Source organism: Virgibacillus flavescens (assembly GCF_050574275.1).
In the GTDB taxonomy this organism is placed as follows: domain Bacteria; phylum Bacillota; class Bacilli; order Bacillales; family Amphibacillaceae; genus Virgibacillus_F; species Virgibacillus_F flavescens.
The window spans coordinates 2,649,257-2,666,198 of sequence record NZ_CP192260.1 but is presented as its reverse complement, the minus strand read 5'-3'; the positions used below and the strand labels follow the sequence as shown (position 1 = coordinate 2,666,198).

Sequence of the window (16,942 nt, the reverse complement as noted above, 5' to 3'; positions counted from 1 at the left end):
ATATCGCCAAATGCCCTAATTTCATTGTACATGGAAATGGGGTATTTTTTTGTTGGAAAAATTATTTAAACAGCAAAGTAAGCCGGATTTTCTATTACTTGGCTTGGTTATGGCATTACTGACTGTCGGACTCGTTATGGTATTCAGTTCATCTTATATATGGGCAGATTACAAATATGGTGATAGTTTCTTTTTTCTGAAACGCCAATTATTATTTGTAGGTCTTGGGGTAATGGCCATGTATATTCTTATGATGACACCATATAGCGTGTGGAAGCAATATTCAAAACTAATCTTACTAGGATGCTTTGTTCTATTAGGACTTGTATTAATTCCTGGTGTTGGACTGGTTCGAGGTGGAGCGCAAAGCTGGATTGGTGTAGGTGCATTTAGTATTCAACCGTCTGAGTTTATGAAGCTTGGATTGGTCATGTATCTTTCAACATATCTAACCTATAATCAAAAATATATCACTTCCTTTAAAAAAGGTTTTTTTCCTTCGGTTATCCTTGTTTTTTCAGCATTTGGTCTAATTATGCTTCAGCCAGATTTAGGAACAGGCGTTGTCTTAGTCCTCACATGTATGGTGTTAATCTTTACAGCTGGCGCTAAATTAACCCATTTTTTTGGACTGGCTGGTATTGGTGTAATAGCATTTTTATTCCTGATTGTTTCTGCTCCATACCGTATTAAAAGAATTACATCTTTTATAAATCCCTGGGAAGACCCGTTAGGAGATGGGTTTCAAATTATCCAATCTTTATATGCCATTGGTCCAGGTGGTTTAATGGGAGTAGGTTTAGGTGACAGTATCCAAAAATATTTTTACCTGCCTGAACCTCAAACAGACTTTATCTATGCAATTCTAGCTGAAGAATTAGGTTTTATAGGTGGAACTGTTATTATTCTATTATTTGTTTTACTTTTATGGCGAGGAATAAAGATTGCACTTACTACACAAGATGAGTTTGGCAGATATTTGGCTTTAGGTATTATTACAATGCTATCTATACAGGTAATGATAAATATTAGTGTTGTCATTGGATTAATTCCGGTAACAGGTATTACTTTGCCGTTTTTAAGCTATGGAGGATCCTCGTTAACCTTAACTTTGTGTGCTGTTGGGATACTGTTAAATATAAGCAGGTACTCTTCGGTATAAGCCCGTAATAACTTTTGGAAATAATTTACTAGTAATCTAGGAAGAAAAAGCGTTGTATCTAGGTAATCTGTACTACATCAAACTGGACTCAGTATGATATAATTCATGTAACAAAATGTAACGGCATTTTTATAGTGCCGTTTTTATTCTGTTAATTTAAAATAAAGGAAGAAATAGAAATGAGTAAAAAGAAAATTGTTTCGATTGAGGACCGGATTCCGAAACTGAAGCAAGCTCGTAAAAAGAAAGCGAACAGACGATTAATATTCTATCTTTCTATTTTTTTCTTATTAATCTCAATAGTAGTGTATTTACAATCTCCACTTAGCAATGTTAAGACAATTGAGGTAACAGGTAATAATGTATTATCTGATGAAGAGGTTGTTACGAAAAGCAATCTAGCTGCTAACACAAATATTTGGATGATTGATGAATCCAAAATTAAAAACAACTTAAATGAAAATCCAATTATTAGTTCGGTTAAAGTGAAAACAAAGTTACCTTGGACAGTAGAAATTTCTGTTAAAGAGTTTGAAAGAGTAGGATATGTAAAAGACGATGGTAATTTTTATCCAATACTGGGAAATGGTAAGGTGTTAGATAGTTTAAAAAAAGAAACCAGCAATGGTGATGCTCCATTACTGATCAATTTCAGTGAAGAGGTAATTTTAAATAAAATGACATCTGAGTTGAAGGAATTACCACAAAACATTAGAAGTTTAATCTCTGAAATTCACTGGAAACCTAAAGAGGGTAATAAAAACAAAATTGAGCTATATATGACTGATGGTTATATAGTTGACGGTACAATTAGGGATTTTTCTGATAAAATGAGTGTATATCCTTCGATTGTTGCTCAGCTTGATCCAGAAAGTGAAGGTATCATCCACATTGGTGTAGGAATTTACTTTGAGTCTTTTAAAGATGAATCGAAAGATAAAGAAATCAAGAAAGAAACTGCTGAATAAATTAATTTCACAAATGTCACGATTAAAGTCATATACTCGAAATTACTAACGAACAGTTTAGTATGCGGTGATTTTTATTCAAAAAGTAGAATTTATTAAAATTTAAATGAAAAAACAACTGAAAATTAAAGGGATTCTACATTAATTGTAGAATTACTCATAATATATTTTATTTTTACCGTATATTACGATAGAATTATAGATTATAATATAACATGAAGTGTGAACTGAATTAAAATGGCCGAAAATAAAATAGTTGTAAGGAATTGGGAGGTGCCTTTCTTTGAATCAAAGTGAAATACTAGTAAGCTTAGATATAGGAACTTCAAAAATAAAAGTTATCATTGGTGAAGTTGTAAATGATTCTTTAAATATTATTGGTGTAGGTTCTGCAAAATCAAATGGCATGAAAAAAGGTGCCATTGTTGATATTGATCAAACAGTTAATTCAATTAGAAGTGCTGTTGAACAAGCAGAGCGAATGGTAGGAATGGAAATTGACAGAGTAATTGTTGGAATAAACGGCAATCACATTCAGTTACAATCGTGCCATGGTGTTGTTGCAGTACAAAGTGAAAACAGAGAGATTGGAAATGAAGACATCTCACGTGTGATTGACGCAGCACAAGTTCTGTCAATTCCACCTGAAAGAGAGATTATTGACGTCATCCCAAAACAATTTATCGTTGATGGTTTGGATGAAATAACTGATCCAAGAGGGATGATTGGTGTACGATTAGAAATGGAAGGAACAATTATTACTTGTTCCAAGACTGTCTTACATAACATTCTTAAGTGTGTAGAGCGGGCAAATTTACAAGTCTCAGACATTTGCTTACAGCCACTAGCTTCAGGTTCTGTTGCATTGTCAAAGGATGAGAAGAACCTTGGTGTTGCTTTAATAGATGTTGGAGGCGGGTGTTCAACTGTTTCCATTTTCGAAAATGACCATCTTGTTTCTACTAGCGTTGTACCTTTGGGTGGAGATAATATTACAAAGGACCTATCTATTGGTTTGCGTACATCCACAGAAGAGGCGGAAGACATTAAGCTGAATTATGGACATGCCTTTTTTGATGAAGCACAGGAAAGTGAAACGTTTGACGTTTCCATTATTGGCAGTAATACGACTCAAAATTACAACCAACTGCAAATCGCAGATATGATCGAAGCTAGACTTGAAGAAATATATGCTTTTGCTGAGCGGGAAATTAGAAAAGCTGGATTTCAGGGGTTACCTGGAGGCTATGTGCTAACAGGTGGAACTATGAAAATGACCGGTGTATTGGAACTTGCTCAGGACTTATTCCAATCAAATGTAAGAATGGCAATTCCGGACTATATCGGAGTTCGCGAACCACAATTTACAGCAGGTGTAGGAATCTTGCAATTTGCTTATCGTAATGCGAAAATACAAGGAAAAGAACTTTATCCATCTGTTATTGAAAACACAATCGAGCAAAAACCGAAACGAACCAAAAAACAAGCTAGTTCGAAAGAATCATCGGAAAAAACTAAAAAAGAATCTGGGATCGCGAATATTTTCAAATATTTCTTTGATTAATATAGGTCTCTTAGTCAATCAGCAATATACTCTTGTAATTTTGCGAATTAGGAGGAACAAATATGTTAGAGTTTGATACAAATATGGATCAATTAGCAACAATAAAAGTAATAGGTGTCGGCGGTGGCGGCAGTAACGCAGTGAATCGAATGATAGAGCACGGAGTTGAAGGTGTAGAATTTATTGCAGTAAACACAGATGCTCAGGCATTAAATCTATCCAAAGCAGAAGTGAAACTCCAAATTGGCGGTAAATTAACTCGCGGTTTAGGTGCTGGAGCGAATCCAGATGTCGGTAAAAAGGCAGCAGAAGAAAATAAAGAACAGATAGAAGAAGTACTTCAAGGTGCAGATATGATATTTGTAACGGCAGGTATGGGTGGTGGAACCGGGACAGGTGCAGCACCTGTAATTGCTTCAATTGCAAAAGAACTTGGCGCTTTAACAGTTGGTGTGGTAACTCGTCCATTTACCTTTGAAGGTCGCAGAAGATCTGTACAAGCAGTTTCAGGAATAGACGCACTTAAAAGCAGTGTAGATACACTTATTGTCATTCCGAATGACCGTTTACTTGAAATTGTAGATAAAAATACACCTATGCTTGAAGCATTCCGTGAAGCGGATAACGTGCTTCGTCAGGGTGTCCAGGGTATTTCCGATTTAATTGCTAAACCAGGTTTAATTAACGTCGACTTTGCCGACGTCAAAACGATCATGTTTGATAAAGGATCTGCATTAATGGGAATAGGGGTAGCTACAGGAGAAAATCGAGCTACTGAAGCAGCTAAAAAAGCAATTTCTTCACCGTTACTTGAAACTTCAATTGACGGAGCTCACGGTATCTTAATGAACATTACTGGTGGAGCGAACTTAAGTCTTTATGAAGTACAAGAGGCTGCAGATTTAGTTACTTCGGCAGCAGATGATGAAGTGAATGTAATCTTCGGATCAGTAATTAATGAAAATTTAAAAGACGAAATTATTGTTACGGTAATTGCAACAGGCTTTGATGAAAATCAAAAAGTGGATCATACACCGAAACAGCGTCCAATTATTAATCATAAACAGCAGGCAGCTACTAGACAGTACGATGAAAAACCTAGAGAGCAACAGCAGCAACAACAACAGCATCAACCTCAGCAAAATCGAGTAAAACAAGAAGAGGATACGTTGGATATTCCAACTTTCCTCCGTAATCGTAATCGAAACAGATAATAACAGTTCAAAAAAACAAACATGCTGGTTCCATCCAGCATGTTTGTTTTTTTATATGTAAAGAAAGTATAAGAGTTTAGAGTGAATTCCGAATTTTTTTTAAATGCGCTGTATAGTAAAGAAAAGGTAATAATACTCCGATATTTAATTCTATGTGAAGTTCACTCCGACAATCCCCCCGATAAGTAGTTAAAAATAGCTCTTTTCTGCACCCATGAAATGACAGACTTTTCTCTGGAACTCCCTTATAATTTTTAGTAATTCGATACAAAACTGATAAGTTAATTTAGGTAGAAAGGAAGGGAGAAGTGACAATTTATGTTGATGTAATTTGGTTATTGAATTTCTTATTTGACATGATGCTCATTATGTTAACGCTGATATTAGCAAAAGAAGCAACGAGTAAAAAGAGAATCTTACTAAGTTCGTTTGTCGCTTCCATGATTGTACCGATTTCTATCTATTTTCCTGAGTCATTTATTTCGAGTGTTGTTGGGAAATTTATTTATTCCATTTTCATCATTTTATGTGTTGCTCCATATCGGTCGATCCATCAATTATTCCGATTGCTGTTTTTATTCTACTTTGTAACATTTACTATCGGTGGTGGTTTAATTGCCATACACTTTTTGATGGAGAGTCCCGTTTCTGTTTCAGCGAATGGGATTTTAACATTTAGCAGTGGGTATGGTGATCCAGTAAGCTGGGTATTTGTTGTAATATGTTTTCCATTTGTTTGGCATTTTACGAAAAGAAGTATGGACAAGCACGCAATAGAGAAGATACGTTACGACCAGATTTGTCCAATTACACTACACATGAATAACATGCACTTCTCAACAACTGGTTATATTGATAGCGGTAATCAGCTAGTTGATCCGTTAACGAAAAGTCCAGTAGTCATCTGTGACGAACCTTTTTTAAAACAATGGTTTTCTGATATGGAATGGAAAGAAATCAATCAGGCATGCGAACTCCTGGATTTTGATGTTATTCCTAAGAAATGGGAAGGGCGGATTCACATTGTCCCCTACCAGGGTGTAGACGGCAAACCTTCTTATATGATGGCAATTAAACCAGATAATATAAAAATTGTATACAATCAAACTGAAATTATTACCAATAAATTATTAATTGGGATCCAGTTTTCTAATTTAACAAAAGATCAGAAGTATCACTGTCTGCTTCATCCGCAAATTATTAAATTAGCTGCGGTACATTCAGCTTAAAAGCATAAGTGTCTGGCGGGAGAAATAACAAAAAGGAGCGATTTACATTGAAAATGTGGAAACTTAGACTTCAATTATGGTGGTACAAAATATTAATGAAACTTGGTTTTAAAGCTGATGAGATATATTATATAGGCGGTAGTGAAGCGTTACCACCTCCATTAACCAAAACAGAGGAGCAATCACTATTGAAACTTTTACCTACTGGTGATAAAGCAGCTAGAGCAATGTTAATAGAACGAAATCTCAGATTAGTAGTTTATATTGCTCGGAAGTTTGAAAATACAGGCATTAACATTGAAGATTTAATAAGTATTGGAACAATTGGTTTGATTAAAGCAGTAAATACATTTAAGCCAGAAAAACAAATTAAATTAGCTACATATGCTTCTAGGTGTATAGAAAATGAAATTTTGATGTACCTTAGAAGAAATAATAAATTAAAATCAGAAATTTCTTTTGATGAACCACTAAACATTGACTGGGACGGTAACGAATTGAGGTTATCTGATGTTTTAGGTACGGATGATGATATCATAACTAAGAATTTAGAAAAAAATGTCGACAAAGATTTGCTGAGGAATGCACTGTCTCATTTGAATAATCGTGAAAAACAAATTATGGAATTACGTTTTGGGTTAATAGGTCAGGAAGAAAAGACACAAAAAGATGTTGCTGACATGTTGGGGATTTCTCAGTCCTATATTTCGAGATTAGAGAAGAAGATTATCCGTCGATTAAAAAAAGAATTTAATAAAATGGTCTAGCCTTACAACGACTTGAAATTGAGCACATATTGAACTTTCTTTAAGGATTTCATCTTGCATAAAATTCCTTCCACGCGGAGATACTGTCCATGAACAGCATCGCTAACTGGGAGGGCAGCGTCGATATGATGAGACATAAAGTTGAAATATGTGGTGTTGATACATCAAAACTACCAGTATTAAAAAACGAGGAAATGCGTAAGTTATTTGTTAAAATGCAAGCTGGAGATATTTCTGCAAGGGAAGAATTAGTTAATGGGAATTTACGTTTAGTACTTAGTGTAATTCAGCGATTTAATAATCGTGGTGAATATGTTGATGATCTTTTTCAAGTTGGCTGTATTGGATTAATGAAGTCGATTGATAACTTCGATCTAGGACATAATGTGAAATTTTCTACTTATGCAGTTCCTATGATTATAGGTGAGATAAGAAGATATTTACGTGATAATAATCCAATACGTGTGTCACGGTCACTGCGTGATATTGCATATAAAGCTTTACAAGTCAGAGAAAGTTTAGTTAATAAAACATCTAAGGAACCAACTCCAAAAGAGATTGCAGATGAATTGGGTATACCACAAGCAGACATTGTATTTGCGTTGGATGCCATACAAGATCCAGTTTCCTTATTTGAGCCGATTTACAATGATGGAGGCGATCCAATTTTTGTTATGGATCAATTGAGTGATGAAACGGATAAAGATGATACATGGGTTGACAAGCTTTCTCTAAAGGAAGGAATGCACCAGTTAAATGATCGTGAAAAAATGATTGTTAACAAGCGATTTTTCCAGGGGAAAACACAAATGGAAGTTGCAGATGAGATTGGCATTTCTCAGGCACAAGTTTCTCGTCTTGAAAAAGCAGCAATAAACCAGATGAATAAGCAAATGTTTGAATAAGTAAAGGTATATTTTAATAAAATTACTCTAAAGAACAGATTAATAATCTGTTCTCAGGCTGTCGAGAAACTCTCTCGGCAGTCTATTTTTTTTGATTCACTTTATCCCTTTACCGCGTTAATTTGTTATAATATAAGTAACTTAAATAGGCGGTGATCAATGTGTTTCATACTCGAAATAGTACTCAAAGTGAAGTAGGATTTGTTTCAATTGAAGAGCTTGTACCACAAAACCATCTCCTTCGGAAAATTGACAAGTATATTGATTTTAGTTTTATCGTAGATAAAGTAAAACCTTATTATAGCGAAGTAAACGGTCGTCCTTCTTTAGATCCTCTTATATTATTCAAGATGATGTTCATCGGATATTTTTATGGAATTCGTTCCGAACGTCAATTGGAAAAAGAGATTCAAATGAACATTGCTTATCGTTGGTTTCTTGGCTTACGGTTAAGTGACTCAGTTCCTCATCATTCTACGATTAGTTGGAATCGACGTACTCGGTTTAAGGATACAGATATTTTCCAAGAAATATTCGATGAGATTGTGCTTCAAGCTATGAACCATCGAATGGTTGGTGGAAGGGTGTTGTTTACTGACTCAACTCACCTAAAAGCCAATGCAAATAAACATAAATTCACAAAAGAAACTGTTGAAGTGGAAACTCGAGACTACATAGAAGATCTAAACGAAGCAATCGAAGATGATCGAGAGGAACACGGAAAAAAGCCGTTAAAAAAACGGGAGGAAGTGAAAAAAACAAAAGATATTCGTAAAAGCACAACGGATCCCGATAGTGGATTCATGTCTCGGGATCAAAAACAGGAAATGTTTTGTTACCTTGATCACCGCACGACAGATATGAAATTTAATATTATTACCGATGCGTTTGTCACACCAGGAAACTTTCACGATTCTCGCCCCTATCTTAGTCGTTTAGATCGTCAAATTAAGCGATTTGGTTTTAATGTTGAGGCTGTTGCGTTGGATTCGGGGTATCTAACGACACCTATTTGTAAAGGCATATCAGATCGAAATATTTTTGGTGTAATAGCACATAGAAGATATCATCCAACAAAAGGTTTGTTTCCAAAATGGAAATTTGAATATAATAAAGCACAAGATCGTTACGTTTGTCCGAATGGAGAGGTATTGCCTTACAGTACAACAAGTCGAGGTGGATACAGAGAGTACAAATCAAACCCTCAAAATTGTGTAATGTGTCCTCTACTAGATCAATGTACACGGTCAAAAAACCATCAAAAGGTGATTACGCGGCACGTCTGGGAGGACCATAAAGAAAAAATACGACAGAATCGGCTTTCCCCTTCGAGGAAAATGCTATATAAATTTAGAAAAGAAAAAGTAGAGCGAAGCTTTGCAGATTCCAAACAACTGCATGGGCTTCGCTACTGCAGGTTACGAGGATTGCACAATGCTGGTGAACAAGTATTACTCACCGCAGCGTGCCAAAACATGAAGAAGATTGCCACACACCTAGCCAAGCTAGGCTAGGTGTGTGGGAGTCTATTTTCACCCAAATAATCTTTGCATTTTATGATATTTTTTCAATAAAAATAGGATGTAGAGAAAAAAACACCTACTTTCTCTACATCCTGAGAACAGATTAATAATCTGTTCTTTTTAGCTTGTAGAAATACACTTGTTTTTCTACAAGCTTTCTTTAGGCTGCTCGTGCTGTATACCTCTCGATTTCACAGAACGAACACCCGACCTTCCTCGTGAAACCAGTATAGGCAACTGAAAAAGTTGAACATAATACAAAATATGTGGATCTACCATCGCATATTCGATGCTGCTTAGAAAGAGTAAAAAGAAATTTTTTTAAAATCTACCTCTTTTTTCGTTCTTTTGCTGGTCGAATTATCTCATTATTTTATTTTTGATTCAAAAATGTGTGAAGCCTGCATATAGTTTTAATAAGGTGGGTGATTAAATTGATAAAGCTTTCAGAACTGCAAGTGAAAGAAATTATTGTCATTGAAAGTGGTTCGCGTTTGGGACACATTTCTGATTTGGAGATTGATGTTGTTAATGGACGTGTACTCGCTTTGATCATTCAGGTCAAAGAAGGTAAAAATGGAATGTTTGGTAAGTCCGGAGAAGTGATTATTGGATGGCATCAAATCACTACTATTGGTGAAGATGTAATTCTTGTTCAGTTAAAGGAAAATCAGCTTCTTTTAAGCAGTAACCCAACTTTTGATTAGTATGCAGCTCTAATTATGATAAAATGAAGCAACGACTTTTTATGGAGGCATGTATTTTGGAACCGTTTCAACTTACAAAAAAATCTTTTTTAACAATAGAGTCATGGAAAAAAATAGAACCTAATTTACAGGTGGGATTTACTACCCGTCAAGGTGGTACAAGTGACGGTCACTTTCAATCGCTTAATTTAGGCTTGCATGTGCCAGATAACGTGCAAAATGTAATTCGTAATCGAAAACTGCTGGCTGGTGAAGTTAATATGACCTTGGATCAATGGGTCAGTGGTGAGCAAGTCCATGGGACAAAAGTAGCGCTGCTTCATGAAAACCATAAGGGTAAGGGCGCTAGTTCACATGAGAGTTCCATAGCTGAAATAGATGGGTTAATCACTAACGAAAAAGGAATGTTATGTACTGCATTTTTTGCGGATTGTGTTCCAGTGTTCTTCTTTGATGAGAAAACCGGTTATATAGGGATTGCCCATGCGGGTTGGAAGGGAACTGTAGGTGGAATCTGTACTAAAATGGTGGAGAAACTTGTTCAGCTGGGAGTAGATGTTCGATCGTTGCGAGTAGCTATTGGACCATCAATCTCACAGGATAACTATGAAGTTGATGAAAAAGTAATTGAAAACCTTACTGATAAACAGAGGATTACTGCAGCAAAAAAAATGCCGAATCAGCATTATCAATTAGACTTGAAAACGTTAAATTCGGAAATCCTTTTACAAAGTGGTGTCTTACGTCATAATATAAGTATAACGAATTATTGTACACATCGTGAGGAAGCGTTATTTTTTTCACATCGACGCGATAGAGGTAAAACCGGTCGAATGCTAGGCTTCATTGGTTTTCAATCATGATGTACGTGGAAAGGGGATCTAGGAATTTTGCAAGTAACTGATAACTTAACGAAGATTAAATCCACTATAGAAAATGCATGCAGGAACAGTAATCGTAACCCTGATGAAATAACCATTATTGGCGTTACGAAATATGTTACAATAGAACGAACAATAGAAGCAGTTCGAGCAGGAATTGAAAATATTGGCGAAAATCGTTTAGAGGGTTTTTTAGATAAATATGAATCTTTACATGAGAAAGTGAAATGGCATTTTATAGGATCGCTGCAGTCAAGAAAAGTTAAAGATGTTATAGATAAGATTGATTACGTACATTCATTGGACCGAAAATCGTTAGCAATTGAAATAGACAAGCGTGCTAAGCAATCCGTTAATTGTTTTGTGCAAGTAAATGTAAGTGGTGAAAATTCGAAGCATGGTATTGCGCTAAATGAAATAGACACATTTATTACCACACTTCAGAATTACCCAAATATCAAAGTGGTCGGTCTTATGACTATGGCACCGCACACAGAAAATGAAGAAGTACTGCGTGAAACGTTTCAGGCATTGAGGGAAAAAAGGGATCAGCTCAGAAACAAAAAGTTGTCTCACGCACCATGTGAATTTTTATCTATGGGGATGAGCAATGATTTCGGAATTGCTGTCGAGGAAGGTGCTACTCATATACGAATTGGTTCAACGTTAGTCGGATCAAAAAATTAGTGAGGTGTAAACATGAGTATAAAAAATAAAATTAAAACGTTCTTCACAATGGAAGATGAGTATGAATATGTTGAAGAACAAGAAGATTCTTCGGCTGACAGTTCTGAGCAGAAACAATCAAAACAAAACGTAGTGAATTTAAAAAGTCTGCAGCAATCATCTTCAAAAGTAGTATTGAGCGAGCCGCGTACATATGGAGAAGCACAGGAAATAGCTGATAATATTGTAAACAGACGAGCCGTTGTGGTAAATTTGCAGCGGGTTGATCGGGGACAAGCAACTCGAATTGTCGATTTTTTAAGCGGAACAGTTTATGCTATTAATGGTGATATACAAAAGCTTGGCGCGGATACATTCCTGTGTACACCGGATAATGTAGATGTATCTGGTTCTATCACAGAAAATGTTAATAATGACGACGAATTTGAAAAAGGATGGTAACAACTAATGAACGAATTATACTCAATAATTTATTTAGGTTTACAACTATATAGTTACGCACTAATTGTTTATATCTTTATGTCATGGTTTCCTGGTGCACGTGAGTCTGCTATAGGAAGATTTTTAACAAGTATATGTGAACCATTTCTAGAGCCCTTCAGAAAGATTATTCCACCAATTGGTATGATTGATCTATCCCCACTAGTGGCGATTTTTGTTTTATTTCTGGCAAGAGATTATGGATTACTAGTATTCTTTAACATGTTGTCTGGACTTTTTTAGGGAATGGATATTTATCAGCATTATAGATCGGAAGAACATCCTTTTATTGACCGTGTACTGTCTTTGAAAGACCAAGTTGAGCGATCGTATCAATCGATCGTTACTGATTTCCTAGATCCACGAGAGCAGCAAATTTTTTCCATGCTGATCGACACTGCAAATAGTGAATTGACGATGCAATTGTTCGGAGGGGGCCGCTACTCTGAGCGAAAACGTGCTATTATCGCTCCAAGCTATGAAGAAATTGAACAAAATGATTTCGGAGTCATTCTTCTGCAGGCTACTTATCATGAGAAATTCGTTACACTATCGCATCCTGATGTAATGGGTGCGTTCCTGTCACTGGGGCTCGATCGAAAAAAACTTGGCGACATCGTTGTTCAGGATGGATTAATTCAGATGTTAGTAGCAGATGAAATTAGTGCATATGTATTGACGAATTTAACATCAATTAAAAAGTCGACTATCAAACTTACAAACAGACCGAGCAGTGATTTAATTGAAAAAGAATTAAATTGGGCAGAAGAAGATAAGCTGGTCTCATCTATGCGTTTAGATAGTATTATTAAAGAAATATATTCCATCTCAAGACAAGCTGCATCTGATGGGATAACTAAAAAGCTTGTTAAAGTAAATTATCGAATTGTAGAAGACCGTTCTTTTACAGTTCAAGAAAATGATCTTATTTCTTTTAAAGGTAAGGGAAGAAGTAAATTAGAGCGAGTAAACGGGATGACTAAAAAAGACAAATTTAAAATTACCATTGCAAAACTAAAATAGTTTGTTGTTTGTGCAGGATTTAACTGAATCGTGTCGAATAAAACTTAATGGAGCATATATTTTTAATTAATAGATATAGTTTTATAAATTACGTAAGGAGGTGGCCTTTGTGCCATTATCACCATTAGATATCCATAACAAAGAGTTTACAAGAAGTTTTAGAGGTTATGATGAAGATGAAGTAAACGAATTTCTTGATCAGGTAATAAAGGATTATGAATTGGTAATTCGCGATCGTAAAGAATTAAAAGAAAAAGTAGAGCAGTTGAACGAAAAACTGGGACACTTCACAAACATTGAGACTACACTCAATAAATCTATTTTAATCGCTCAGGAAACAGCCGAGGAAGTTCGTGGCAACGCTATGAAAGAATCAAAGTTAATTATCAAGGAAGCTGAAAAGAACGCCGACAGAATCATTAATGAGGCACTTAATAAATCACGCCGAATTGAAATGGATGTTGAAGAGCTTAAGAAGCAGGGCAAGGTATTCCGTACGAGACTCAGAATGCTTGTAGAAGCTCAATTAGAAATGATTGGTACTGATGACTGGGACCAATTGTTCAATGTTGATCTGGGCGAAGAACTGGATTTTGCTGAAAATAAATCTTAGTTCTTGACGTTTAAAGCAATTTTACATACTATATATGATATAATAAAATTAATAATGCAACATACAAGGACGGAGACAGTATAATTGTTTAATCTGTTTAAGCGAGCTGGGAGTGGTGAGAGCCTGGTACAGAAGCAATTTGAAAATCACTCCTGAGTATCCAATCAATTCTTTACTGAGGAGAATTGGACGATTCGTTCACGTTAAGAACCTCGAGTGAATTTAAAGCTAATTTTTAAGTTTATAAGGGTGGTACCGCGAGTCTTCTCGTCCCTTTTGGGATGCAGAAGGCTTTTTTTATACGTTAGAAAAGTATAAAAATTTAGCGAAAGTGCCGGTATAAGTAAAACTAATGCTTTTGCCATTCAGGATTGGCGATAAGACAAGTATTCAAATTATCTAAACGATATGGAGGAAATAATTATGGACTACAAAGACACACTACTAATGCCTAAAACGGATTTTCCAATGCGTGGAAATCTGCCTAACAAAGAACCGATTCGTCAAAAACAGTGGGAAGATAATAATATTTATGAAAAAGGTCTGGAACGGACAAAAGATCGTCCCAAGTTTATTTTGCACGATGGACCTCCGTATGCTAATGGAGATTTGCACATTGGTCACGCGCTAAATAAAATTTTAAAGGATTTTATTACACGTTATAAATCGATGACCGGCTTTAGTGCGCCATATGTTCCGGGTTGGGATACCCACGGTTTACCAATTGAAACGGCGCTCACAAAAAACAAAAAAGTGAAACGTAAAGAGTTGAGTATTGCAGAGTTCAGACAAAAGTGTGCGGATTACGCGATGGGGCAAATTGATAACCAGCGTGACCAGTTTAAACAGCTTGGCGTCCGAGGAGACTGGGACAATCCTTATATTACTCTAAATAAAAGCTATGAAGCTGCACAAATTAAAGTATTTGGGGAAATGGCGAACAAAGGTTATATCTATAAAGGTCTAAAACCTGTTTACTGGTCTCCTTCTTCAGAATCAGCGCTTGCTGAAGCAGAAATTGAATACCATGATAAACGCTCAGCCTCAATCTATGTCGGATTTGAAGTAACGGATGGAAAAGGTCTGCTTGATGGTGGAGAAAAATTCATTATCTGGACTACGACCCCTTGGACTATTCCTGCTAATCTAGGTATTAGTTTACATCCTAAATTTGATTATGCAGTCGTTGAGGTTAATGGAGAAAAATTTGTTGTTGCTGAAGAATTACTTGAAGCAGTCTCCACTGAACTGGAATGGGATAACCCGAAAGTACTTAAAACATTTAAAGGTAAGGAAGCTGACAATGTAGTTACAAAACATCCATTTTATGATCGCGACTCGATTATTATGTTAGGTGACCATGTAACGACAGAAGCAGGGACAGGGTGTGTTCACACTGCTCCAGGACATGGTGAAGATGATTTTTATGTAGCTAAAAAATATGGTCTTGAGGCATTATGTCCAGTAGACGATAAAGGTGTCTTTACTAATGAAGCTCCAGGATTTGAAGGATTGTTTTACGATGAAGCTAACAAACCAATTACGGAGAAACTTGAAGAGGTAGGAGCGTTATTGAAGCTTTCCTTTATTAAGCATTCCTATCCGCATGATTGGCGCACTAAAAAGCCGACTATTTTCCGTGCGACCTCGCAATGGTTCGCATCAATTAAAGATTTCCGAGATGATATTTTGAAAGAAATTAACCGGATAAACTGGCATCCAAGCTGGGGTGAAACCAGATTGTATAATATGGTTCGTGACCGTGAAGATTGGTGTATTTCCCGTCAGCGCGCTTGGGGTGTTCCAATTCCGGTATTCTATGCAGAAGATCAAACGCCTATTATCACTGAAGAAACCATCGAATATATTTCCAAATTGTTTAGTGAGCACGGATCAAATGTCTGGTTTGAACGTGAGGCGAAAGACCTTTTACCTGAGGGCTTTACTTCTGAACATAGCCCTAATGGAACGTTTACAAAGGAAACTGACATTATGGATGTATGGTTTGATTCTGGTTCCTCGCACGAAGCAGTATTAGTAGGCCGCGAAGATCATCGTCGCCCAGCCGATGTTTACTTAGAGGGAAGTGACCAGTACCGAGGCTGGTTTAATTCATCATTATCAACTTCTGTAGCTGTTACTGGTAAGTCGCCATATGAAAATATTATCAGTCATGGTTTCGTTTTAGATGGTAATGGCAGAAAAATGAGTAAATCACTTGGAAATATTATGAGTCCAGCAAAAGTTCAAAAACAACTGGGGTCAGATATTTTGCGTCTATGGGTTTCATCTGTGGACTATCAATCAGATGTACGTATTTCTCAAGATATCCTAAAGCATGTTTCTGAAGCATACCGTAAAATCAGAAATACGTTCCGATTCATGCTTGCTAATTTAGCTGACTTTAACCCTGAAACAGATCGTGTAGCTGTAGAGGATCTGCAGGAAGTCGATAAATATATGCTTCATCGTCTGCAGCAGCTGAATAAAAATATTCGATCAGGCTATGATAAATATGAGTTTTCTACTATTTATCACCAGGTGCATAATTTCTGTGCGGTTGATTTAAGCTCATTCTATTTAGATTTTGCAAAAGATATCTTGTATATTGAGGCAGCAGACAATGTACGTCGCAGAAGTATTCAAACCGTGTACTATGATATCTTAAAAACAATGGTACAACTGTTGACTCCGATTATTCCACATACAACAGAAGAGGTGTGGGAGTACATTCCTGGAACAGAAACGGATAGTGTTCAACTGACTGATATCCCAGAACCTCATGCTATTTTAGAAACAGAAGCATTAAAAACGAAGTGGGATCACTTCATGAGTGTGCGGGACGATGTATTTAAGGCACTAGAAGAAGCGCGTAATGAGAAGGTCATTGGTAAATCATTAGAAGCTAAGTTAACCATATTAGCTAAAGATGAAAAAACAAAAGAAGTATTAAATGAAATTCCAGAACTACATCAGCTATTAATTGTTTCAAGTGCGGAAATAAGTAATGAAGCAGATGGTACGTCTTCTTACCGTTATGTAGATGTGAAAGTTGAAAAACATCCAGGTGATAAATGTGAACGTTGCTGGATTGCATCTGAAACGGTAGGAGAAGATAAAGATCATCCTGAATTGTGCACACGATGTGCAGATATAGTGAAGAAAAATTATTCTGTATAACAATTTGGCTTTACAGAAAATCCTCCTCTTGTATAAGTG

General features: G+C 36.1%; 16 protein-coding genes and 1 other annotated feature. All 16 genes read left to right on the top strand.

Going from position 1 to position 16,942, the window contains the following annotated elements; genetic code table 11:
• Positions 1–49 precede the first annotated feature (49 nt).
• On the top strand, positions 50–1,162 hold the full coding sequence (gene spoVE, locus VBD025_RS12935) for a stage V sporulation protein E (RefSeq protein ID WP_430786107.1): 1,113 nt from the start codon (positions 50–52) through the stop codon (positions 1,160–1,162).
• Positions 1,163–1,341: 179 nt separating this feature from the next.
• Positions 1,342–2,130 (top strand): cell division protein FtsQ/DivIB, encoded by a 789-nt coding sequence (locus tag VBD025_RS12930; RefSeq protein ID WP_430786105.1) that lies wholly within the window; start codon positions 1,342–1,344, stop codon positions 2,128–2,130.
• 283 nt (positions 2,131–2,413) lie between these two features.
• Positions 2,414–3,694 (top strand): cell division protein FtsA, encoded by a 1,281-nt coding sequence (ftsA, locus tag VBD025_RS12925; protein WP_430786103.1) that lies wholly within the window; start codon positions 2,414–2,416, stop codon positions 3,692–3,694.
• 62 nt (positions 3,695–3,756) lie between these two features.
• The gene (gene ftsZ / locus VBD025_RS12920) at positions 3,757–4,908 is read left to right on the top strand and encodes a cell division protein FtsZ (protein WP_430786101.1); all 1,152 of its coding nucleotides are present in this window, start codon (positions 3,757–3,759) and stop codon (positions 4,906–4,908) included.
• 308 nt (positions 4,909–5,216) lie between these two features.
• On the top strand, positions 5,217–6,137 hold the full coding sequence (spoIIGA, locus tag VBD025_RS12915; RefSeq protein WP_430786099.1) for a sigma-E processing peptidase SpoIIGA: 921 nt from the start codon (positions 5,217–5,219) through the stop codon (positions 6,135–6,137).
• A 47-nt stretch (positions 6,138–6,184) separates the two neighbouring features.
• Positions 6,185–6,904: an RNA polymerase sporulation sigma factor SigE gene (gene sigE / locus VBD025_RS12910; RefSeq protein ID WP_430786097.1), complete on the top strand. Its 720-nt coding sequence runs from the start codon at positions 6,185–6,187 to the stop codon at positions 6,902–6,904.
• 125 nt (positions 6,905–7,029) lie between these two features.
• Positions 7,030–7,809: an RNA polymerase sporulation sigma factor SigG gene (gene sigG, locus VBD025_RS12905; protein ID WP_430786095.1), complete on the top strand. Its 780-nt coding sequence runs from the start codon at positions 7,030–7,032 to the stop codon at positions 7,807–7,809.
• A gap of 155 nt (positions 7,810–7,964) precedes the next feature.
• Positions 7,965–9,323, top strand: a complete 1,359-nt coding sequence (locus tag VBD025_RS12900; protein WP_430791408.1) for an IS1182 family transposase — start codon at positions 7,965–7,967, stop codon at positions 9,321–9,323.
• Between the two features lie 434 nt (positions 9,324–9,757).
• On the top strand, positions 9,758–10,039 hold the full coding sequence (locus VBD025_RS12895; protein WP_430786093.1) for a YlmC/YmxH family sporulation protein: 282 nt from the start codon (positions 9,758–9,760) through the stop codon (positions 10,037–10,039).
• Positions 10,040–10,095: 56 nt separating this feature from the next.
• Positions 10,096–10,902: a peptidoglycan editing factor PgeF gene (pgeF, locus tag VBD025_RS12890; protein WP_430786091.1), complete on the top strand. Its 807-nt coding sequence runs from the start codon at positions 10,096–10,098 to the stop codon at positions 10,900–10,902.
• 27 nt (positions 10,903–10,929) lie between these two features.
• The gene (locus tag VBD025_RS12885; protein ID WP_430786089.1) at positions 10,930–11,607 is read left to right on the top strand and encodes a YggS family pyridoxal phosphate-dependent enzyme; all 678 of its coding nucleotides are present in this window, start codon (positions 10,930–10,932) and stop codon (positions 11,605–11,607) included.
• Between the two features lie 12 nt (positions 11,608–11,619).
• Positions 11,620–12,048: a cell division protein SepF gene (locus tag VBD025_RS12880; protein WP_430786087.1), complete on the top strand. Its 429-nt coding sequence runs from the start codon at positions 11,620–11,622 to the stop codon at positions 12,046–12,048.
• A gap of 6 nt (positions 12,049–12,054) precedes the next feature.
• Positions 12,055–12,330, top strand: a complete 276-nt coding sequence (locus VBD025_RS12875; protein WP_430786085.1) for a YggT family protein — start codon at positions 12,055–12,057, stop codon at positions 12,328–12,330.
• A 3-nt stretch (positions 12,331–12,333) separates the two neighbouring features.
• Positions 12,334–13,110 (top strand): RNA-binding protein, encoded by a 777-nt coding sequence (locus VBD025_RS12870; RefSeq protein ID WP_430786083.1) that lies wholly within the window; start codon positions 12,334–12,336, stop codon positions 13,108–13,110.
• Positions 13,111–13,219: 109 nt separating this feature from the next.
• A complete protein-coding gene (locus tag VBD025_RS12865; RefSeq protein WP_430786081.1) occupies positions 13,220–13,723 on the top strand; it encodes a DivIVA domain-containing protein in 504 nt (167 codons plus the stop codon).
• A 57-nt stretch (positions 13,724–13,780) separates the two neighbouring features.
• Positions 13,781–14,001, top strand: a binding site (T-box leader).
• 145 nt (positions 14,002–14,146) lie between these two features.
• Positions 14,147–16,903, top strand: a complete 2,757-nt coding sequence (gene ileS, locus VBD025_RS12860; RefSeq protein ID WP_430786079.1) for an isoleucine--tRNA ligase — start codon at positions 14,147–14,149, stop codon at positions 16,901–16,903.
• Positions 16,904–16,942 lie beyond the last annotated feature (39 nt).

What these genes read in the sequence shown, in the direction of transcription:
- VBD025_RS12930 (WP_430786105.1), top strand. Translation starts at nt 1,342, where the DNA reads ATGAGTAAAAAGAAAATTGTTTCGATTGAGGACCGGATTCCGAAACTG.
- ftsZ (WP_430786101.1), top strand. Translation starts at nt 3,757, where the DNA reads ATGTTAGAGTTTGATACAAATATGGATCAATTAGCAACAATAAAAGTA.
- sigG (WP_430786095.1), top strand. Translation starts at nt 7,030, where the DNA reads ATGATGAGACATAAAGTTGAAATATGTGGTGTTGATACATCAAAACTA.
- VBD025_RS12880 (WP_430786087.1), top strand. Translation starts at nt 11,620, where the DNA reads ATGAGTATAAAAAATAAAATTAAAACGTTCTTCACAATGGAAGATGAG.
- VBD025_RS12875 (WP_430786085.1), top strand. Translation starts at nt 12,055, where the DNA reads ATGAACGAATTATACTCAATAATTTATTTAGGTTTACAACTATATAGT.
- VBD025_RS12870 (WP_430786083.1), top strand. Translation starts at nt 12,334, where the DNA reads ATGGATATTTATCAGCATTATAGATCGGAAGAACATCCTTTTATTGAC.
- ileS (WP_430786079.1), top strand. Translation starts at nt 14,147, where the DNA reads ATGGACTACAAAGACACACTACTAATGCCTAAAACGGATTTTCCAATG.